Source organism: Glutamicibacter sp. BW80, from assembly GCF_002332385.1.
GTDB lineage: Bacteria > Actinomycetota > Actinomycetes > Actinomycetales > Micrococcaceae > Glutamicibacter.
This window is the reverse complement of sequence record NZ_NRGV01000033.1, coordinates 16019-36547: the sequence shown is the minus strand read 5'-3', so window position 1 is coordinate 36547 and position 20529 is coordinate 16019. Positions and strand designations below refer to the sequence as shown.

At 60.7% G+C, this 20529-nt stretch carries 20 protein-coding genes; 14 read left to right on the top strand and 6 right to left on the bottom strand.

Translation table 11 applies throughout. From position 1 onward, the window contains the following. Positions 1-37 precede the first annotated feature (37 nt). Positions 38-1090, bottom strand: coding sequence for a septation protein SepH (gene sepH, locus CIK76_RS11095; RefSeq protein ID WP_096286401.1), 1053 nt, complete (start codon positions 1088-1090; stop codon positions 38-40). 240 nt (positions 1091-1330) lie between these two features. Here sepH and CIK76_RS11090 point away from each other — a divergent pair, with 240 nt between their 5' ends. Continuing rightward, on the top strand, positions 1331-1633 hold the full coding sequence (locus CIK76_RS11090) for a DUF4193 family protein (RefSeq protein ID WP_096286399.1): 303 nt from the start codon (positions 1331-1333) through the stop codon (positions 1631-1633). 44 nt (positions 1634-1677) lie between these two features. On the opposite strand, the gene CIK76_RS11085 is transcribed toward CIK76_RS11090, so the two are convergent. Next, positions 1678-2238, bottom strand: coding sequence for a DUF3093 domain-containing protein (locus tag CIK76_RS11085; protein WP_096286397.1), 561 nt, complete (start codon positions 2236-2238; stop codon positions 1678-1680). A 132-nt stretch (positions 2239-2370) separates the two neighbouring features. On the opposite strand from CIK76_RS11085, the gene dut reads away from it, so the two are divergent. The 4 genes from dut (at position 2371) to CIK76_RS11065 (ending at position 4724) form a co-directional block, all read left to right on the top strand. Further along, a complete protein-coding gene (gene dut / locus CIK76_RS11080; protein ID WP_096286395.1) occupies positions 2371-2829 on the top strand; it encodes a dUTP diphosphatase in 459 nt (152 codons plus the stop codon). A 38-nt stretch (positions 2830-2867) separates the two neighbouring features. Further along, positions 2868-3566, top strand: coding sequence for a DUF3710 domain-containing protein (locus CIK76_RS11075; protein ID WP_096286393.1), 699 nt, complete (start codon positions 2868-2870; stop codon positions 3564-3566). A gap of 4 nt (positions 3567-3570) precedes the next feature. Next, entirely contained in the window at positions 3571-3945 is a 375-nt protein-coding gene (locus CIK76_RS11070; RefSeq protein ID WP_096286391.1) for a hypothetical protein, read from the top strand. A 65-nt stretch (positions 3946-4010) separates the two neighbouring features. Further along, the gene (locus tag CIK76_RS11065; protein ID WP_096286389.1) at positions 4011-4724 is read left to right on the top strand and encodes a DUF3159 domain-containing protein; all 714 of its coding nucleotides are present in this window, start codon (positions 4011-4013) and stop codon (positions 4722-4724) included. Here CIK76_RS11065 and CIK76_RS11060 read toward each other — a convergent pair. Both CIK76_RS11060 and CIK76_RS11055 read right to left on the bottom strand, forming a co-directional pair. Further along, a complete protein-coding gene (locus CIK76_RS11060; protein ID WP_096286387.1) occupies positions 4721-5386 on the bottom strand; it encodes a TrkA family potassium uptake protein in 666 nt (221 codons plus the stop codon). The two genes, CIK76_RS11065 and CIK76_RS11060, sit on opposite strands and share 4 nt — an antisense overlap. Positions 5387-5403: 17 nt before the next feature. After that, entirely contained in the window at positions 5404-6078 is a 675-nt protein-coding gene (locus CIK76_RS11055; protein ID WP_096286517.1) for a TrkA family potassium uptake protein, read from the bottom strand. Between the two features lie 173 nt (positions 6079-6251). Between CIK76_RS11055 and CIK76_RS11050 the strand changes: the two genes are divergently transcribed. The 8 genes from CIK76_RS11050 to CIK76_RS11015 all read left to right on the top strand — a co-directional run bounded on the left by CIK76_RS11050 (position 6252) and on the right by CIK76_RS11015 (position 17239). Beyond that, a complete protein-coding gene (locus CIK76_RS11050; protein WP_096286515.1) occupies positions 6252-8237 on the top strand; it encodes an APC family permease in 1986 nt (661 codons plus the stop codon). A 5-nt stretch (positions 8238-8242) separates the two neighbouring features. After that, positions 8243-9565, top strand: coding sequence for a class I SAM-dependent RNA methyltransferase (locus CIK76_RS11045; protein WP_096286385.1), 1323 nt, complete (start codon positions 8243-8245; stop codon positions 9563-9565). Positions 9566-9755: 190 nt separating this feature from the next. Continuing rightward, the gene (gene acnA / locus CIK76_RS11040; protein WP_096286383.1) at positions 9756-12464 is read left to right on the top strand and encodes an aconitate hydratase AcnA; all 2709 of its coding nucleotides are present in this window, start codon (positions 9756-9758) and stop codon (positions 12462-12464) included. Between the two features lie 112 nt (positions 12465-12576). Continuing rightward, positions 12577-13431 (top strand): phosphotransferase, encoded by an 855-nt coding sequence (locus CIK76_RS11035; RefSeq protein ID WP_096286381.1) that lies wholly within the window; start codon positions 12577-12579, stop codon positions 13429-13431. A gap of 180 nt (positions 13432-13611) precedes the next feature. Next, on the top strand, positions 13612-15579 hold the full coding sequence (gene dxs, locus CIK76_RS11030; protein WP_096286513.1) for a 1-deoxy-D-xylulose-5-phosphate synthase: 1968 nt from the start codon (positions 13612-13614) through the stop codon (positions 15577-15579). A gap of 8 nt (positions 15580-15587) precedes the next feature. Continuing rightward, entirely contained in the window at positions 15588-16163 is a 576-nt protein-coding gene (locus CIK76_RS11025) for a DUF402 domain-containing protein (protein ID WP_096286511.1), read from the top strand. 33 nt (positions 16164-16196) lie between these two features. Next, the gene (locus CIK76_RS11020; RefSeq protein WP_096286379.1) at positions 16197-16766 is read left to right on the top strand and encodes a hypothetical protein; all 570 of its coding nucleotides are present in this window, start codon (positions 16197-16199) and stop codon (positions 16764-16766) included. A gap of 245 nt (positions 16767-17011) precedes the next feature. Continuing rightward, positions 17012-17239 (top strand): hypothetical protein, encoded by a 228-nt coding sequence (locus tag CIK76_RS11015; RefSeq protein ID WP_141393533.1) that lies wholly within the window; start codon positions 17012-17014, stop codon positions 17237-17239. A gap of 116 nt (positions 17240-17355) precedes the next feature. On the opposite strand, the gene argG is transcribed toward CIK76_RS11015, so the two are convergent. Next, a complete protein-coding gene (argG, locus tag CIK76_RS11010) occupies positions 17356-18783 on the bottom strand; it encodes an argininosuccinate synthase (protein WP_096286375.1) in 1428 nt (475 codons plus the stop codon). 136 nt (positions 18784-18919) lie between these two features. Between argG and CIK76_RS11005 the strand changes: the two genes are divergently transcribed. Next, a complete protein-coding gene (locus CIK76_RS11005; protein WP_096286509.1) occupies positions 18920-19894 on the top strand; it encodes an aldo/keto reductase in 975 nt (324 codons plus the stop codon). 91 nt (positions 19895-19985) lie between these two features. Here CIK76_RS11005 and CIK76_RS11000 read toward each other — a convergent pair whose 3' ends face one another. Further along, positions 19986-20462, bottom strand: coding sequence for a Rieske (2Fe-2S) protein (locus tag CIK76_RS11000; protein ID WP_176484180.1), 477 nt, complete (start codon positions 20460-20462; stop codon positions 19986-19988). Positions 20463-20529 lie beyond the last annotated feature (67 nt).

Genomic DNA, 20529 nt, shown 5'->3' with positions numbered 1-20529 from the left:
TGTGCAGTGCCTCTAGCTTTGTGCGGAAGCGGCTCGTTTAAGAGTCGGTGTCCTTCTTGCGCTTTCCAAACATGATGTCATCCCAGCTTGGAACCGAAGAACGCTTCGGCTTGCGCGGGGAGGAATCCTCGGCAGAAAGTTCGGGTTCCTGGCTTGCGTCGTTGGAGTCTTCCCTGTCGGTGACTACCGTCAACTGCGAAGTCCGAGATGAGATGCCTTGCGACAGATGGGGGAATGACTCCTCATCGTCGTTCTCATACTTGCTCATGCTGCGTTCAATAATCTCGTTCAACCGGTCATCCTTCGCAGGATCCTCCGGGGCACGCTGGCCACGACGGGAATTGAGCAAGCTGACTAATTCTTCGGAGTCGTTATTGTCTGCGCTGCCAATTGGTGTGGCCGGCTGCTCGGCCTGACCTACGGCTGCGATGGGACGAAAATACTCTGGTGCCTGCTGCTCGCTGAGCGTTTGCGCCCAACGATTAAGGTTCTTCAAGGACTTGCGCGCCGGGGTGAAAGCCCACTTGGCGACATTTTCCTTGCCGTCCGCCGAACCGTTGGCCAGCGACTCGACGTTTTCTGATGGCAACGGAGAATCAAACTCCACCGTTACGATCCACTGGCCCTCAGGGTCCTTCCAAGAGTTCCAGCGTGCGTGTTCGGCGTCGATATTGAGCTGGTGCAAACGATGTGTCACCATCGAACCAAGGTCCGCCGGTTCTTCACCGAAAATCTCGCGGTACTCGGCATCGGTTTGGGGCCCGGAAACCTCTACCCGACGAGCCAATTCAGCGATGTGCTCACGTTCTGCTAACACTGGGCCTTCATACTTGACGATCTGTTCAACCGGAACATTCCATTCCAAGGACAGATCGTAAGCGGAAGCTCCAGCACGTACTCGTGCCTGGATCTCACGCGGCGAATGAACCGAAGACTCATCGCGGTTTCGCGGCGCCCGAGCTCGGGCGATTTCGGCCATTGCACTGCGCAGCGCATCGTCGACGGAAAGCTCAAAGCTCATCCCATCGTCGCTGCTGACCTGCAGGCTGGAACCATTTTCATGAATTCCTACCAGTCTCAGCTGACGCATTACTACCCTCCACACGGTCTATTTCCTGAGTGAAACTCTGCCACTTATGACCCTGATTTCCTATTACCGCCCCGGGTGTGGCGCAAGAATACTCGCAAGTTCATATCACTTTGTGGCTGATGTGTCACTGGCGGGAATGTTCGGCGCAGTTCAACGTTATACTTTTAGGCCGGTACTGGTGTTTACCAACAAGTGCCACGTATCGAGATTACCGCCAGCGGAAAAGAGTGAAATACGATCATGGCCAACGAAAATGTTGCCTCACGTGAGACCAGCCAAGACCAGTCCCGCGCCGAGCAGCTGGCCGCAGCGAAAAAATTGGGCACCGCCGCGACCGCGAACCTGATCGATGAAAGCGAAGCCGAGCTTGCCGAAGCCTATGTTTTGCCCGGGGGAGAAGCCGGTCAAGACGAAGCAAATGTGGACATCATTCCGGAGCAAGCCGACGAATTCACCTGTGCCTCGTGCTTCATGGTGCGCCACCGTTCCCAGCTTGCCCGCGAAGATCAAGGACAAAAATATTGCACCGAGTGTGAGGGCTAAGCCCCAACACTCGATGCAAGAAATAAACTTTTTGGGGCTACGGGTTAGGACTGTTCTTCGGTAGATTCCGGAGCGCGAAACTGGGTTGCCTCTTTGGCCTCCTGTGCTGTGGATTCACGCTGAGCCTCCTCGGTGAATTCATACATCACACCGCCCAGAGCCGCGGTGAGCTCTTCGGGGCGACGGGTGGAAGTGATCCAGTAGGGGGTCTCATCACGCGGGTCGGTGACCTCCATGCGAACTACCGCATCGAGCCAGCCGCGCAAGTTCATGAATGCTAGTCCATGCAGCTTCTGGCCACGCTGCTTAAATGCTTCTTCGCCGCGATAGCCGATCGCCTCGCCGACGAATTTTCGCTCAATGGTAGCGCGGCCCACGGTGAGACTCTCTTCGGTGACTTCCAGGGTAGGGACCTTAAGCAAGAAGATCACTGCGATGCCGACCAAGACAAAGAGCCCGATCGCTATACCCCAAGGGACACTGATCGGGGCGACCGCTATGCCGGCGGTGATCGCGATTAGTAAAGGCCAAATCCATGTGCCGACCGAAGGCCATAGCTTTTCACGAAATAGAACATTTGAAGCCTCTGGGCTGGGAGTACTCATACCAACCAGTTTAGGCAATTTTTCGGAGTTGAATAACCGCTCGGATTCACTGGCGCAACCGTTTGGCGGCGCGCGATAGAGTTGGACAGGTGGAAAACGACCAATCGATTTACCGGGAGATTAGAAAAACTCATGAATGAGCCCACGATTTCAATCAGAATCAAGATGCTCGATCCGCAGCTCCCGGCCCCCAGCTACGCTCACCCTTCTGATGCAGGTGCTGATCTGCATGCCCGTGGTGACGTAGTGCTCCAGCCGGGGGAACGCGCACTGATCCCTACCGGGCTCGCCTTGGCACTTCCGCACGGATATGTCGGCCTCGTTCATCCGCGAAGTGGTTTGGCCGCGAAGCACGGTATTACCGTCGTCAACGCACCGGGTACTGTTGATGCCGGATACCGTGGCGAGATCATGGTCACACTGTTGAACACGGACAACTCCAATGCCTTTGAAGTTCGCCGCGGCGATCGTATCGCCCAGCTGGTTATCCAGAAAGTCGAACTAGCCCATTTTGAGCAGGTCGAGTCCCTCGACGAGACGTCTCGCGGTACCGGCGGTTTCGGTTCAACAGGCGGATTCAACGCTAAGTAAGTACCCTTGGTGTAAGAGCGCAAAACTTTAAGGACATCATGTTTTTCAAGCGTAAGAAGTCGGTAGAACAGCCGGTCGAAGAGCCAACCGTCGAGGAAAGCACTCCGGAGCCCACCTCTACCAGCGGCCCATTCGACATCAGCGACGTGCCCGAAACCGATAGCTACCTCGACTTTGGTTCGATTCTCGTCAAGCCGATCCCTGGCATGAAGGTGCGCATGGATGTCGAACAGGCGAATCAGCGGGTTGTGGCGGTTTCGCTGGAGATCGCCGAATCGCGCGTTCAACTGATGGCTTTCGCTGCCTCGAAGTCGGACTCCTTGTGGCCCGGTATCCGTGAAAAGATCACCGGCGACATCCACGGACAGAAGGGTGAGATCTTCACCCGCGAGGGAGAATATGGCGAAGAGCTTCTCGCCAAGGTTCCGCAGCAACTGCCGGACGGACGTGCCGGACACGTCGCCCTGCGTTTCGTGGGCGTCGACGGTCCGCGTTGGTTCCTGCGCGCTGTCGTTGGCGGCGCCGCAATTGCCGATGAGGAAGCTACCAAGATCGTTGATGAACTGCTGCGTAGCGTCGTGATCAACCGCGGCGACAAGCCGCTACCGCCGGCGGAGCTACTTCCACTGAACGTGCCGAGCAATGCCACAACCCGCGCCGAGACACCTGAAGCCGAGACAGCTGAGCCGGGAATCACCCGTCCGGAACGTGGCCCTGAAATTACCCAGATCGGCTAATGGCATGTCCTGCGAGCCCGGCCCTTTGGAGGCCCACCTTGGCAGCAGGGAAGTCAGGCCGGCACATCTGCGTTTGGAGTCCCTGTCCGAGTTGCCGGTAAAGGGGCGAGTGGAGCACCTCGGGTACATCCAGTCGGTCAGCTACTCGGCCCCCAACACGCCACCGCGTCTGACCGCCGTCGTGGTGGACCGGCTGGCTGGAGTTGGTGGGCGCCGTGGCACCGTTCCGCATGTAAAGCTGCTGTTCATGGGCCAAAAGCAGGTACCCGGGATTAAACCCGGAGTAAAAATCAAATATGCGGGCATGGTTGCGCTGGTGGATCACGTCCCCAGCATCTTCAACCCGCGGTACCTGATCGTTCCGGTCAACCGCCGCTAGGTTGTGGGTTCTATAGTTGCCGTATATGCAGGTCCCGCACCGTGACCGAGGCAGAAGTGAGAAGCATGAACAACGAAGAACAGCTGAACGAGCCGCAACGCCACAAGGAGCACTCGTTCGCTTCGAATCTCGGACAGAACGCAAAGCTGGCGCAAAATGCCGATGGCGGGATCGATGTCATCGCCAGCGTTGGCGGTCCCCGCGGCATCGTTGAGACGGTGCTTCCGGGTTTCGTCTTCGTCATGGTGTACGCGCTCAGCCTAGAGCTTTCGTGGGCGTTGATCGCCTCGATCGGGCTCGGTGTGCTGTTCATGATCGTGCGCCTAGCGAAGAAGTCATCGCTGATGCAGGCCGCCAGCGGACTCATCGGGATTCTGATCTGCGCCTTCGCGGCTCGTGCCACCGGTGAAGCCAAGGACTACTATGTTCCAGGCTTCTTCATCGGCGCCGGTTATCTGCTCGCACTGCTGATTTCGATTATCGTCAGGTGGCCACTGGCCGGGGTGCTCTTCGGATTCATCCGCAACGAGGGAACCGCTTGGCGTACCCAGCCGGCAAGGTTGCGCCGCTACAGCGTCGCGACGTGGATCATCATCGGTGTATTCATTGCACGCCTCGCGGTGCAGCTGCCGATGTACTTCGCCGACAATGTGGTGGCCCTGGGCCTTGCCCGCGCGCTGATGGGCGCCCCACTGTATGCCGCTGGGCTCTGGTTCGCCTGGCTGGTATCCCGTCCGGCCAAGGACATTCAGCCGGAGCAGCCTCGGCAGCAGAACTAACGGGCCGCTCCGCGCAGGGTGCGCCGCAACGGGCTTTCAGCCTCGGGAGTGGTGATGAAGAAGATTTCGTCTCCGCCCTCGATCACATCATCATCGCTGGGCGGGAACGGCGCCTTATCACGCACCACCGCCACGATGGTGGTGTCTTGAGGCCAGGTGACACGTCCCAGGGTGCGTCCAATCAGTGCCGAGTCGTGCGGCACGGTGAATTCGACCATATGCACCTCACCGCTTTTGAGCGTCAGCAGCCGTACCAAGTCTCCAACTTCTACCGCCTCCTCGACTAGGGCAGTCATCAGCCGTGGGGTGCTCACCGCCACATCCACGCCCCAGGCGTCGTCAAACATCCATTCGTTCTTGGGGTGGTTTACGCGCCCCACGGTTCGACGCACACCAAATTCGCTTTTGGCCAGCAACGAGACCACCAGGTTGACTTTGTCATCGCCGGTGGCCGAGACGACCACATCGAATTCTTCGAGCTTGGCTCGTTGCAAGACCGCGAGTTCGCAGGCGTCTCCGATGAGCCACTGGACGTTTTCCAGATCTTCGCGGTCAGCCATCTCGGCCTTCGGATCGACAATGAGCACCTGATGGGAATTCAGTACAAGCTCACGGGCGATAGACGAACCAACGGATCCGGCCCCGGCAATCATTACTTTCACGTGTTTAGCTCTCTCGTTCAGTCGCTGACGGGAATCGGCGCGTTGGCAAGGACTTTTTCCACATCTTTGCTTTTTTCAAGGCGCATCATGACATGGACCAAGTCACCGCCTTGGAGCCGTGTGCGGCTTTCTGGGATGGTTCCTTCGCCGAAACGGGTCAGGTAGGCGACCCGAACCCCGGCCGCTTCTTCGAGCTCCTTGACCAGGTGCCCGTACCAGCCTCGATGCAAGGCCACTTCGGTAAGCATCAGTCGTCCCGAGGGCTCGCGGTAATCGCCACGGATGGAATACTCGGGAAGGATGCGCCGCAGGACCTGATCGGTGCTCCAGCGGACCGCTGCCACCGTGGGGATTCCCAAGCGTTGATAGATCTCGGCGCGTCCCGGGTCGTAGATTCGCGCCACCACATGCGGCACGTTGTAGCTTTCCCGGGCCACGCGAGTGGCGAGAATGTTGGAATTATCACCGCTGGAAACGGCCGCAAAGGCATAGGCCTCGTCAATTTTCGCCTCCACCAGGGTGTCCCGGTCAAAGCCCAATCCGACAACCTTGGTTCCCGAGAATTCTTGTCCCAGCCGGCGGAAAGCCTCAGGATTCTGGTCGATGACCGCCACCGAATGTCCGGCTTCGTCTAGCGTATGGGCCAGCGCAACGCCTACGCGTCCGCAACCCATGATCACAAAGTGCGCCACCGCCAACTCCTTGTTTCCTTGCCACCAGTGCAACTTCTGCGTGCTGCGCAGTTCACAGCCACGCAAGTAACAATAGCGCGCCGCGAACCACGCGCCTGAGACGAGGGTACTGCCTATGGCGCGCCCTGCGATAACGTTATCTCGTGCCTGCTTTATTTGATGGTCTTAAAAGGATCCTCGTGGGCCGGCCGTTTAGCACCGAACAGCTCAAACGTAAGCCGCTCCCACCTAAGATCGCCCTGCCGATCTTCTCTTCCAGCGCGCTATCTTCTTTGGCTTATGCGCCGGACGAAATTCTGCTGACCCTAGCCATGGCGGGCATTGCCGCGACAATGCTCTCGCCGGCGGTAGGCGTGGCGGTACTTGTCGTGCTGCTAGTCCTCGTGCTGTCCTACCGGCAATCCGTGGAGGCCTACCCCTCGGGCGGCGGCGACTATGAGATCGTCCGGAAAAACCTCGGGCCGCGCTCCGGGACGACCGTGGCCTCGGCCCTCCTGGTTGACTTCGTGCTCACCGTTGCGGTGTCCAGCTCTTCGGCCGCACAGTACCTCTCGGGCGTTTTCCCTGCTTTGGAAGAGCATCGGGCCTGGGTGGCCTCGGCGATCGTGGCATTCTTGGTCGTCGCGAACCTCCGCGGTCGCGGACAGGGGCGTTGGTCCCTGGCCATCCCGGTGTACCTATTCGCCGGCGGAATGCTGGCAATGATCGCCATCGGCGGGGTTCTGGCGCTGACCGGAAACCTGGGGCTGGCGCCGAGCGCGGAGTTCAACATTGTTCCGGAACAGGAATTTGAGACCGGCATGCACGGCGTATTTGGCGCCTTGCTGATCTTGCGCGCCTTCTCCACCGGTTCGGCGGCGCTGACCGGTATCGAAGTGCCCATTTCAAATGTGCATCACCTGCGCAAGCCCCGTGCCCGGAACGCCGGGCGCATTCTGTTGGTGATGGGTCTGCTCTCCGGGGTGCTCACGCTTGGAACGCTGATGCTCGCGCGAGCCACGGGAATCAAGGTCGTCGCCGATCCGCAGGCCTCATTGATGCTCGCCGGCCAGCCAATCTCGCAAAATTACGTGCAAGTCCCGGTCTTGGGGCAGTTGGCCCAAGCCGTCTTCGGAGACTTCTTCCTCGGTACCGTTGTGGTGTCCCTGCTGACCATCGCAGTCTTGCTGCTCGCAGGCAACCAGGCATTTAATTCATTCCCCAACCTCGCCAGCCATTTGGCTGGCGATGGCTACCTGCCGCGTCAGCTACGCACCCGTGGCGACCGCTTGGGTTTCTCGAACGGAATCCTTTCCCTCGGCGCCGCTGCGATCGTGCTGATCTTGCTGTTCAGCGGTGATGTGACGATTCTGGTGCAGCTCTACGTGGTCGGGGTGTTCGTTTCCTTCACGCTCAGCCAGCTCGGGATGCTCAAGCACTGGTCTCGCGTGTTGATCACCGTCACCGATCGCAAGGTACGCGCCGCAAAGCAACGCAAGCGCCTGCTGAACCTGATCGGGTTGATTCTTTCGCTGCTGGTGCTGGTGGTTGTGCTCGCGACCCGATTCGTTCACGGCGCCTGGCTTGCGGTGCTCGGCATTGTGGCGCTGACCTTGATCATGGAGTCCCTGCAGCGTCACTATCAGCAGGTTGACGACGAACTGGCGGTCTCCGACGAGCATTCGGCGACCGCGTTGCCAGCCCGAGTCCATGCCCTGGTGCTGGTGTCCACGGTGCGCAAACCGGTGCTGCGTGCGCTCGCTTTCGCGAGAGCCTCACGCCCCTCCAAATTAGAAGCGATCATCGTGGATATCGAAGCGGAGAAGACCGAGCATACGTTGGCCGACTGGGACCGTTTGCGCATTCCCGTGCCGATCACCGCGCTTGCTTCGCCCTATCGCGAAATTGCCGGACCGCTAATCGAACATATTCGGTCGATCAAGCGTGAATCTCCCCGCGACCTCATCGTTGTTTACATTCCCGAATATGTGGTCGGGCACTGGTGGGAACAGCTGGTGCATAACCAGACCGCGCAGCGAGTGAAGAACCGCCTGCACTACGAACCTGGAGTGCTCATCGCTTCGGTGCCTTGGCGCCTGCTGAGCTCATCCGAAGCACTGATCGGTGGCCCGACCGAGGAATCCTCGGCACACCGGCATTCAACACCTCACGAAGGATAACTTTTATGAACGCCACCGAAACCCTGCAGCTGCGGTTAGGTTCGATTGCCCATGGTGGACACACCGTAGCTCGCCATGAAGGGCGGGTAATTTTCGTCCGCCACGGCATCCCCGGCGAACTGGTCAATGTACGCCTGACCGATTCGGGCGAGAGCGCCAAGTTCTGGCGTGCCGACGTCGTTGAGGTGCTCGAAGCGAGCGAGCACCGGGTGTCGCACGTCTGGGAACAGGCCGACGCGTTGAAGTACCGTGACCCGGTTGGGGGAGCGGAATTCGGACATATGTCCCTGGACTACCAGCGCGAGCTCAAAGCCCAGGTGGCTGCCGAACAGCTGACTCGCTTAGGCGGCTTGAAGGCGGAAGACTATAACTTCCCGGCGGTACAGGCCGTTGCGGGCGACTCCACCGGTCTGGGCTGGCGTACCAGGATGTCGTACTCGGTCACCGAAGACGGGCGGCTGGCGATGAGCGGTTTTCGCAGCAACGAACTCACCGCAATCAGCCAAATGCCCTTGGCGCATCCGGGAATCGAGGCCATCGGCTTGTATTCGGTGGATTTCACAGGGATTGACCGGGTGGAGGCGGCGGTCTCCAGCGAGGATGACTCAACCGTTCTGGTCTTGCTCTCGGAGCTGCGTCCGGGTGCCGCAAAGCGGGTGGCGCAGCAGCTGCCCGAAGGGGTGAACGTTGCGGCGTTCAGCCAGATCGGTGGTTCTGCCGCCGATGGCAAGGGCGAGCTGCAGACCATTGTGGGCAACAGCTGGTTGACCGAAAAGGTGCTTGGCAAGACTTTCCGGATCACCGGCGAGGGATTCTGGCAGGTGCACCGTCAGGCGGCCACGTTATTGACCGAACGAGTGCTGGACCTGACCCAGCCGGAACCGGGCGAGGTCATTGCCGACCTCTATGCCGGTGCGGGCTTGTTCTCGCTGCCCCTGGCGGAAGCTGTGGGTCAGCACGGACGAGTGTTCAGCATCGAAGGTGCGCCAGGAACTCATGCGGATGCGAAAAAGAACCTGGCCGAGGTGCGTCAGGTGACGGTGACCCGTGGACGCGTGGAACGGCTGATGCGCCAGCTGGCTCGCGAAGCAGATCTGGGTGCGGTTGTTCTCGATCCTCCGCGCACCGGTTTGGACAAACAGTCCGCCGCGGAACTGGCAGCAAGCGGTGTTCCACGCATTTGTTACGTCTCCTGCGACCCGGCTGCTTTTGCCCGTGATACGGCTCGTTTGATGGCACGTGGCTACGAATTAGATCACATGGAGATTCACGATTTATACCCGCATACTCACCATATGGAATCGATAGGCCTGTTTGTGCGCCGCTAAACGATGGTTTGCGTCCGCTGGAACACGAATTTGCGGGTAACTTTCTGCGGATCCGGCATTTTCTTTCAGGAACGGATAGACTGTTTTTAGCACTGCAGCGATACAAGCATGACTAACTCAGTTAGGAACGCCTAACTGGAATTATGTTTACGTATGCATAAAGAATGAGTGTCTGGCGAGAGGAGTCCCAATGAGTAAAGTGGACAGTTTCGGTGCCAAAGGCGTACTTGACGTCAAGGGAACCGAATACGAAATTTACCGACTGAACAAGGTCGAAGGCTCAGACAGCCTTCCCTACAGCTTGAAGGTTCTTCTGGAGAACCTGCTTCGCACCGAAGATGGCGCGAACATCACCGCAGATCACGTCAAGGCCCTGGGCCAGTGGGATGCATCGGCTCAGCCGAATACCGAAATCCAGTTCACCCCGGCGCGCGTCCTGATGCAGGACTTCACCGGTGTGCCTTGCATCGTTGACCTTGCCACGATGCGTGAAGCCGTACAGGAACTCGGCGGCGATCCTACCCGCGTGAACCCGCTGGCACCTGCCGAAATGGTCATCGACCACTCCGTGCAGATCGACACCTTCGGTTTCGCCGGCGCCGTCGAGCGCAACATGGAAATCGAATACCAGCGCAATGGCGAGCGTTACCAGTTCCTGCGTTGGGGCCAGACCGCATTTGACGACTTCAAGGTCGTCCCACCGGGCACCGGTATCGTGCACCAGGTCAACATCGAGTTCCTGGCTCGCACCGTGATGACCCGTGAGGTCAACGGCGTGCTTCGTGCCTACCCGGACACCTGCGTCGGCACCGACTCGCACACCACCATGGTCAATGGCATGGGCGTGCTGGGCTGGGGCGTTGGCGGCATCGAGGCCGAGGCAGCAATGCTCGGCCAGCCAGTGTCCATGCTGATCCCTCGCGTTGTCGGCTTCAAGCTCGCTGGCTCGATCCCAGCCGGCGCAACCGCAACCGACGTGGTGCTGACCATCACCGAAATGCTGCGTAAGCACGGCGTGGTTGGCAAGTTCGTTGAGTTCTACGGCGAAGGCGTGGCAGCAGTGCCGCTGGCTAACCGTGCAACCATCGGCAACATGTCCCCAGAGTTCGGCTCGACCGCCGCAATGTTCCCAATCGACGACGTCACCTTGGACTACCTGCGCCTGACCGGCCGCAGCCAGGAGAACGTGGACCTGGTCGAGGCATACGCCAAGGAACAGGGCATGTGGCACGATCCAAACCGCGAGATTCGCTTCAGCGAATACCTCGAGTTGGATCTGTCCACCGTCGTACCATCGATCGCCGGCCCGAAGCGTCCGCAGGACCGCATCGAGCTATCGGGCTCGAAGGAACAGTTCCGCAAGGACATCCACAACTACGTATCGAACGCCGAAGACACCCAGGGTGTTGGCCGTCCATCGACCGCAGTTGAGGTCACCAAGGAAGATGGCGAGAAGTTCACCATCGACCACGGTCTGGTTTCGATCGCTTCGATCACTTCGTGCACCAACACCTCGAACCCTTCGGTCATGCTTGCTGCAGCGGTGCTTGCACGCAACGCCGCCGAAAAGGGCCTTGCCTCCAAGCCATGGGTCAAGACCTCGGTCGCCCCAGGCTCGAAGGTCGTCACCGAGTACTACGAGAAGTCCGGCCTCATGCCATACCTGGAGAAGCTCGGCTTCTTCGTCGTAGGCTACGGTTGCGCAACTTGTATCGGTAACTCCGGTCCACTGGATGCAGAGATCTCCGAGGCCATCAACGCCAACGACCTCGCAGCCACCGCGGTGCTCTCGGGTAACCGAAACTTCGAAGGCCGCATCAACCCAGACGTGAAGATGAACTACCTGGCTTCCCCGCCACTGGTCATCGCTTACGCACTGGCCGGCACCATGGACTTCGACTTCGAAACCGATTCCCTGGGCAAGGACAACGAGGGCAACGACGTCTTCCTGAAAGACATCTGGCCATCGCCTGTCGAGGTCCAGGAAATCATCGATTCCTCGATCGACGAAGGCATGTTCGCCAAGGGCTACGAAGGTGTCTTCGAGGGCGACGACCGCTGGAAGGCGCTCGACACCCCAGAGGGTTCAACCTTCAAGTGGGACGAGAAGTCGACCTACGCGCGCAAGGCTCCGTACTTCGATGGCATGACCGCCGAACCACAGCCGGTCTCCGACATCGACGGCGCTCGCGTGCTGCTGAAGCTGGGCGACTCGGTCACCACCGACCACATCTCGCCTGCAGGTTCGTTCAAGTCGGAAACCCCGGCCGGACAGTACCTGATCGAAAACGGTGTGGATCGCAAGGACTTCAACTCCTACGGCTCACGCCGTGGCAACCACGAAGTCATGATCCGCGGTACCTTCGCGAACATCCGCATCAAGAACCAGCTGCTGGACGGCGTTGAGGGTGGCTTCACCCGCGACTTCACCCAGGACGGCGCTCCACAGTCGTACGTCTACGACGCAGCGGAGAACTACAAGGCTGCCGGCACCCCGCTGGTCGTGCTTGGCGGCAAGGAATACGGTTCGGGCTCCTCGCGTGACTGGGCTGCCAAGGGCACCGCGCTGCTGGGTGTCAAGGCCGTCATCACCGAGTCCTTCGAGCGTATCCACCGCTCGAACCTGATCGGCATGGGCGTTCTGCCACTGCAGTTCCCACAGGGCGAGTCCGCTGAGTCGCTGGGTCTGACCGGTACCGAGAGCTTCTCGATTGCCGGCGTGACCGAGCTGAACAACGGCACCACCCCGAAGACCCTGAAGGTGACCGCTACCGCCGAAGACGGCAAGGTCACCGAGTTCGACGCCGACCTGCGCATCGATACCCCAGGCGAGGCAGACTACTACCGCAACGGTGGCATTCTGCAGTACGTCCTGCGCCAGATCGCCGCTTCCAACTAAGGTTTCTACCTGAAGTCGGTTCCGGTTCCTGGAACAACCCGAAGGCCCCAAAGCAAACGCTTTGGGGCCTTCGGGCATTTAATGCCCTCCGGCAAGGAACTAAGCTGAACCCATGAGCGCTAACTGGCATCGCGGACTGCTCACCGGCCCGCAGGCGGCATTGGTGGAGCAGTGGCTGCACTGTCCGCTGCTGATTGAAGATCTTTCGTGGGGCCTGACGGACACGCGCGTGTTGCGTCTTCGTTCGCTCGGACGGGACTACATCCTCAAGACGGCCGGATCGGCGAATCTTCATCTCGGCCGAGAATTCAAGGCCCACACAGGTTACACCGCCCCGTTGCTGGAACACGGGCTGACTGCCGCGATGCGTCATGAAGACCGGGCGCAGCGTCTGCTGCTCCTGGATTATTTACCCGGTGTCTTATGCGAGCAGACTCCCAGCGCCAATAATCCGGATATACACGAACAGGCCGGTCGGGCATTGCGCCTGCTGCACGGGCAATACGCCAAAATGGATGACGGATACGAAAAGAATTTCATAACCAGCGGATTGAGCTGGCTGGAGGCAGAGCACCGAATTGATCCGCCCTCCTTGGCCGCCGCCCGTCGGATCTTTACAGGCTATCGCCCTGCGCCCATCGTCGTTGTGCCCACACACGGTGACTGGCAACCACGGAACTGGGTGGTCGAACAAGGGAAACTGCGGGTCATCGACTTTGGCCGCTTCGCCTTGCGGCCCGCTCAGAGCGATTTGGCCAGGCTCTCGGCCCAGCAGTGGCGCGAGCATCCTGAATTAGCGACAGCGTTCTTTCACGGCTACGGGACGGACCCGCGAGAGCCGCGTAGCTGGCCTATCACGCAACTGCGCGAGGCGATCGGCACCGCAGTTTGGGCCTTTCAGGTCGGCGACACGGCCTTTGAAACCCAGGGGCACCGTATGCTGCGCGACGCGTTGGAACTATTCTGAAAATACCGGCGGTGGCCCCAGCCATTCGGGCTACCGCTAACAGTAGCCAAGGTCATTGCGGGTAAATTCGCACCTCACCGAAAGGTGACGGATAATGTAAATAGTCCTGCGAAAGCTACACTAAGAGTTTCGGATGGATCGACCGGTCCGTAGCGGGCGAACAAGCAAAAGGGGATGACAGTGTCTTTGTTGGAGACCATCAACAAGCCTAGCGATCTGCGGGCGCTTACCCTGGAACAGTTAGAGGACCTCGCGGGGGAAATTCGCGCATTCCTCATTGCCAACGTGGCCCGTACCGGTGGCCATCTCGGACCGAACCTCGGCGTGGTCGAACTGACCTTGGGCATCCACCGGGTCTTCGACTCTCCCACCGACTCGATCGTCTTCGATACCGGTCACCAGTCCTACGTGCATAAGCTCGTCACCGGTCGCCAAAACTTCACCACCCTGCGTCAGCAAGGTGGACTTGCCGGTTATCCGGACCGCGCAGAGTCCGAGCACGACATCGTCGAGTCTTCCCATGCCTCCTCCTCGCTCTCTTGGGTCGATGGCATCTCGCGGGCCAACAAGCTGCGCAATAACACCGAGCGCTACGCGATTGCGCTGGTCGGGGACGGCGCGCTGACCGGTGGCATGGCCTGGGAAGCGGTCAACAATATCGCCGCCGACAAGGACCGCAAGGCGATCATCGTGGTCAACGACAATGGACGCTCTTATGCGCCGACCATCGGTGGACTCGCCAACCAGCTCTCGGGCCTGCGCCAGCAGCTGGATAAGTTCCGTACCCACCCGTATTACGAAGATGCCATGAGCAAGCTCAAGGGCAGGCTCAAAGACTCGGGGGCCGTAGGAAACTTTGCCTACAAGTCCCTGCACGCCACCAAGAAGGGCATCAAGGACTGGTGGGCTCCGCAGGGCTTATTCGAGGATCTGGGACTGAAATACATCGGTCCCATCGATGGGCACAACCAGGGCGCCGTAGAAGAAGCATTGCTCCAGGCCAAGCAGTTCGGCGGCCCGGTGCTGGTGCATGCGATGACCGAAAAGGGCCACGGCTATGCGCCGGCCATTGCCGACGTGGCGGATCAGTTCCACGCCGTGGGCGTGATCGACCCGGAGACCGGCACCCCGGTCTCCAGCGGGGGAGCGCAGAGCTGGACCAGTGTCTTCGGCGATGAAATCGCCGTAGTGGCGGATGAACGCGATGATATCGTCGCGATCACCGGGGCCATGCTGCAGCCGGTAGGCCTGAAGAAGATGGCCGACAAGTACCCCGAGCGCGTCATCGACGTGGGAATCGCCGAACAACATGCCATGACGGCGGCAGCGGGACTGGCCTTTGGCGGCCTGCACCCGGTAGTTTGCGTCTACGCGACCTTCCTGAACCGGGCCTTCGACCAGCTGCTGATGGATGTGGCGCTGCACAAGGCCGGGGTCACCATCGTGCTGGACCGGGCCGGTGTCACCGGACCCGACGGTCCAAGCCACCACGGCATGTGGGATATGGCGCTGACCCAGATCATTCCGAATCTGCACCTGGCCGCCCCGCGCGATGCCTCGCGGCTGCGCGAAGAACTGCGCGAAGCGCTGGCCATCGACGACGCGCCGAGCGTCGTGCGTTTCTCCAAGGGCTCGGTGGGCGAGGAAGTCGAGGCGATCGACCGCTTGCCAGATGGGGTGGACGTGCTGGCCCGACTCGGTGACCGGGCGGCCCCGGATGTGTTGATCGTCTCGGTAGGCGCGATGAGCGAGCTCTCCCTGGACGTCGCACACCGGCTGAACAGCCAAGGTATTTCGGTCTCCGTCGTCGACCCGCGCTGGGTGCTGCCGGTACCGGCATCGGTGGTTTCACTGGCCGCCCGCCACCGCATCGTGGTCTGCATCGAAGATGGCGTGCGCGCCGGGGGCGTCGGTTCCCGGCTGCGCACCGAAATGCGCGCGGCAGGGGTCGACACGGCCTTGAACGAGGTTGGCCTGCCCACCGAGTTCCTGGCTCACGGCAGCCGCGCCCAGGTGCTCGAACGCGTGGGGTTGACCGCCAAGCAGGTAGCCCGCGACACGCTGGCCCAGGTGCTCGGCACGAAGGTGCCCTTCGCCCGGCCGCTGCCTGGCCAGGATCTTCCCACCGGGCAGATTCCCAAGCTGTGAGCGGACCGATGCCATTCCCAACCGGGTTAACGCGGAACCCGGAATCGGTGAAATTCGGCTCGCTGATTGTCAGTCGCGCCTGGAAATACGACGGCAGCGCCCACTGGGTGGTCCCCGGTTTTTACCTGGGCTCCGATGAACACGGCCATTGGCTGCACCAGCCGGCCGGTTCCTTGGTCGCCAGACCCGGAACCGCGCATCTGGCGGCTACCGACGCGCTGTGCCTGATCCCGCACCGGGGTTACTGGGTAGCGACCCTGTATTCAGATGCGTCCGATGACTTTGATGTCTACATCGATCTGGCTACCTCCATCGGCTGGCAGCCACTGCGCCGCGGCGGGTGGGAAGTGAATTCCGTGGACATGGACCTCGACGTCATCCGATCGCGCACCCGCGGCACGTTCCTGGACGACGAAGACGAATTCGCGGAGCATGCGCTCAGCATGAAATATCCCGAGGAACTGCAGCGCCAGATGCGCGAAATCAGTGCCACGCTAATGCACGACGTCGCCGAGAACCTGCCGCCCTTCACCCACGCACACCGACAGATCTGGCTGGCCAAGGTCGCGGAACTCCCGCACTGAACCCAGCACCCAAACCTACCTAGAGGAAAAACGATGGCGATCATTCGCACCTACCGTCTTGACGAGAAGAACGAACTGCAGTTCCGCGAAGCCTGGTACCAGCAGTTTGAGGACGAGGAACTCGGACAATTCGTGATCAACCACGGCACCGTCGGCCACATGTCAAAGACCAACGAGGTCCAAGATGTGAAGGCCGAACGCGCCGACGAACTCTTCGCCGGATTCCTGGCCACCTGCGCGGAGGACGGTTTCTCGGAGATCCCTACCGAGGAACAGAGCTGGGTAATCGTGCAGTACGCGCTGAAGACGGTGGAAGGCACCGAACGCGACCGCTACATGGAGAAGAAGGCGACCGAAGCACTGACCGGACACCTCGCCTGGCGGGGACTTGGCACCGTGGAATCCAGCGACTTCGCGCCGCGCAAGTTGAATATCCGGGTACTCTCACCGGCACCAAAGCTTGCCGTCGCGGCGGTCAAGGTGTGCATCCGTGACGCGAAGCTGGACTTCACCAAGATGAGCGTGGGCATCGCGCCCTATGACAACGTGGAGGCCGTCAAGATGGCTCACCCGATGCCGGCGAAACCATTCTCACTGAGCTAAAAGCGACGGGGCGGCACGCTGACCCGCGGTAGCTGCGCCCGCGAAAGCGATGGTGAAGCCAGACTTCTGCGCCATCGCCCCAGAGGGCCGGCCGCCACCCGATGGCGGCCGCACTAAGCACAAAGGACAAAGGACAAATGATTCCACAAGAGGATCGGGACGAATCCCCCAGAGCCACGCGCAAAACATCACAGATCGGGGCCACCCGAACACCACTTCACTTAGTGTTCCAAGCCTGCCTCGGTGTGATTGTTGGTATTGGCATTACCTCGCTGCTCGGCGAGGTTCCCGGTGCCCAGCTGGCCCTGGGCGGCGTCTTCGTGGTGCTTGCCGCGTGGATCGTTGAGCAAGGTTTCCGGCTGCCGGCCCCGACCACTAAGCCCGGATCGCGGATCCGTCTGGTCTTGCGCCTGGTTTCGCTGATCGGCTTCACAATCGCCGTCAGCCCGCTGCTGGCTCTGATCGAAGCATGAGCGCAGGCAGCTAGCCCCAACAGCAGGTTTTAGCATGCAGCGCAAAGCGCAAGAGCCGGCCGGAACAATCCCGCAAGGGAAAAGTTCCGGCCGGCTCTTTTGGCTTGCCGTGACGCTTAGTCGGTGCCGGAGTCGAACGCTGCGGACTCGATGGCGCGGTCCTGCGCCCGTCCGGAATCATCCACAGGCGAAGCGTCAACGATATCGTTGGCGCCGCCGTTCTCCAACGAGCCAACGAGCTTTGCGGTGGATCCGCCGACAAGGCCCATGCCAGCGTACTGTTCCAGGCGACCGCGCGAATCGGCGATGTCCAGGTTGCGCATGGTCAGCTGGCCGATGCGATCCAGTGGGCCGAAGGCTGCGTCGCCTACGCGCTCCATGGACAGCTTATCCGGGTGGTAGCTCAGGTTCTCGCCTTCGGTGTTCAAGATGGTGTAGTCGTCGCCGCGGCGCAGACGTACCGTCACGGTACCGGAGATGGCCGAGCCGACCCAACGCTGCAGCGCCTCGCGCAGCATCAGCGCCTGCGGGTCCAACCAGCGGCCTTCGTACATCAGGCGGCCCAGGCGGCGGCCTTCGTTGTGGTAGCTGGCCACGGTGTCTTCGTTGTGGATGGCGTTGACCAGGCGCTCGTAGGCGATGTGCAGCAGCGCCATGGCCGGAGCCTCGTAGATGCCGCGCGACTTCGCCTCGATGATGCGGTTTTCGATCTGGTCGCTCATGCCCAGTCCGTGACGTCCACCGATGATGTTTGCCTCGTTGACCAGGGCCACCGGATCGGTGTACTCCTTGCCATTGATGGCAACCGGACGGCCGGCGGAGAAGGTGACCGAAACATCCTCGGCCTTGACCTCTACGGATTCGTCCCAGTACTTCACGCCCATGATCGGCTCGACGGCCTCGAGGGAGGTGTCCAGCAGTTCCAGGGTCTTCGCCTCGTGGGTTGCACCCCAGATGTTGGCGTCGGTCGAGTAGGCCTTTTCGGCCGAGTCGCGGTAAGGGAAACCGTGCTCCTGCAGCCATTCGCTCATCTCCGAGCGTCCGCCGAGCTGAGCGACGAATGCCGGGTCAAGCCACGGCTTGTAGATGCGCAGCTTCGGGTTGGCCATCAGGCCGTAGCGGTAGAAGCGCTCGATGTCGTTGCCCTTGTAGGTCGAACCATCGCCCCACACGTCAACGCCGTCTTCGCGCATGGCGCGCACGAGCAGGGTGCCGGTGACCGCACGGCCCAGCGGGGTGGTGTTGAAGTAGGCTTTTCCGCCCGAGCGAATGTGGAAGGCACCGCAGGAAAGCGCGGCGAGGCCTTCTTCGACCAGAGCTGGCTTGCAATCGACCAGGCGAGAGGCTTCGGCGCCGTATTCCAGGGCGCGGTCCGGAACTGCATCGATATCCGGCTCGTCGTACTGGCCGAGATCGCCGGTGTAGGTGTACGGGATGGCGCCCTTGTCGCGCATCCAGGCAACTGCGACCGAAGTATCAAGGCCGCCGGAGAACGCGATACCTACGCGTTCGCCTACAGGGAGAGAGGTGAGGACTTTAGACATGTTTCCATCCTAATGGATAAATATGCAACACAGTGAATTGAGGCGTGAAATGTTCCGCACACCGTCCTACCCGATAGCCTATGGGTAAGTAGCCGTTGCGTGAAGCGGCCCCATGAAAACAATCAAAGAGGTGCTTATGGAATTTCGTCAGCTTGGCCACAGCGGCCTGAGTGTTTCCGTCGTCGGACTCGGTTGCAACAACTTGGGGCGCCCCGGAACCGCCACGGAATCCCAAGAGGGAACCGATGCGGTGATCCACGCCGCCCTCGATGCAGGAATCACCCTCTTCGACGTGGCCGACACCTATGGGCGCGAACCCGGATTGTCCGAAGAACGCCTGGGCAAGGCGTTGGGCACCGCCCGCAAGGACGTGGTCCTAGCGACAAAATTCGGCATGGATATGAAAGGCGTCAACGGGCGAGACTTTGCGGCTCGCGGCTCGCGGCGTTATATCGTCAACGCCGTGGAAGCCTCGCTGCGCCGGCTTGGCACCGACCATATCGACCTGTATCAATTCCACACCCCGGATGCGAAGACCCCGATCGAGGAAACCTTGCGTGCCCTGGATGACCTGGTCACCAGCGGCAAGGTGCGCTACCTCGGCCATTCCAATCGGTCCGGCTGGCAGATCGCCCAGGCAGAATATGTGGCCCGCGAGCTGGGAACGGAGCGATTCATCTCGGCGCAGAACCACTACAATCTGATCGACCGCCGGGCTGAACTGGAAGTGCTGCCCGCAGCCAAGGAGTTCGGGCTCGGAGTCCTTCCCTACTTCCCGCTGGCCAATGGATTGCTCACCGGAAAGTACGCCAAGGGCTCGGCGCCCCAGGGCAGCCGGTTGACCCATGCCCGCCAGCAGCTACTGGAAACCAGCGATTTCGAACAGCTGGAGAAGTTCTCCGCCTTTGCCGCCTACCGCGATCTGGCACCGGCCGAGCTGGCCTTCTGCTGGCTGGCTGCACAAGAGCCGGTGGCATCGGTGATCGCCGGTTCCACGCGTCCGGAGCAGGTCAAGGCCAACGCACACGCGATCCGGTGGGTGCCTACCACGGAGGAAAGCGCTGAAATCAACGCGATCTTCCCTAGCCCGCAAAAGGTTGCCCTGTTTTAGTGGAACACCGCCAAAGACGCGGAGCTAGGGTGCGCCGACCCAAGAAGGGATCGGCGCACCTTTGCTCCGTGAACTGTCAGCTGCCCGTGGTTCAGGAATCTTGCGGCGGGAAGACGAGGATATTCTCGCCCTCGATGGCCGCCGCGTAGCGAACTAGCGGACGCGGGGCCGGCCCACCGAGCACGGTACCGTCCTGGTAGGCATAGCACGACCCGTGGCAGGGGCAATAGAAGTTCGCCTCATCGGTGTCCGTGCCGACCGCGCAACCTTGGTGGGTGCAGATATTCGAGTATGCCAGCACCGTGCTCGCGTCGGCGCGATAGAGCAAGACTCCTAGGTCCTTGCCGCTTGCTGGACCGCGCACGATCACTTCGGCCTTGCCGTTCTCGGGCAATTCTGCCGTGCCGAGCACAATTTGCCCTTCCCCGGTGGGGCTGGGCGCCTCGCTCGCCGAGATAGCGGGCTCGGAGGAGGATCCGCCGCTGCAGGCGGTGAGCGCAACGATGGTTCCTGCGGCACCGGCCGCCCCGAGCAAGTTGCGGCGCGTTGGTGGGATAGATCCATTCATAGGCCAATTGTTGCAGACGATGGACCGGCTGGCACTAGCCCAAGGGCATTTATTCGCCCGCCGCTCT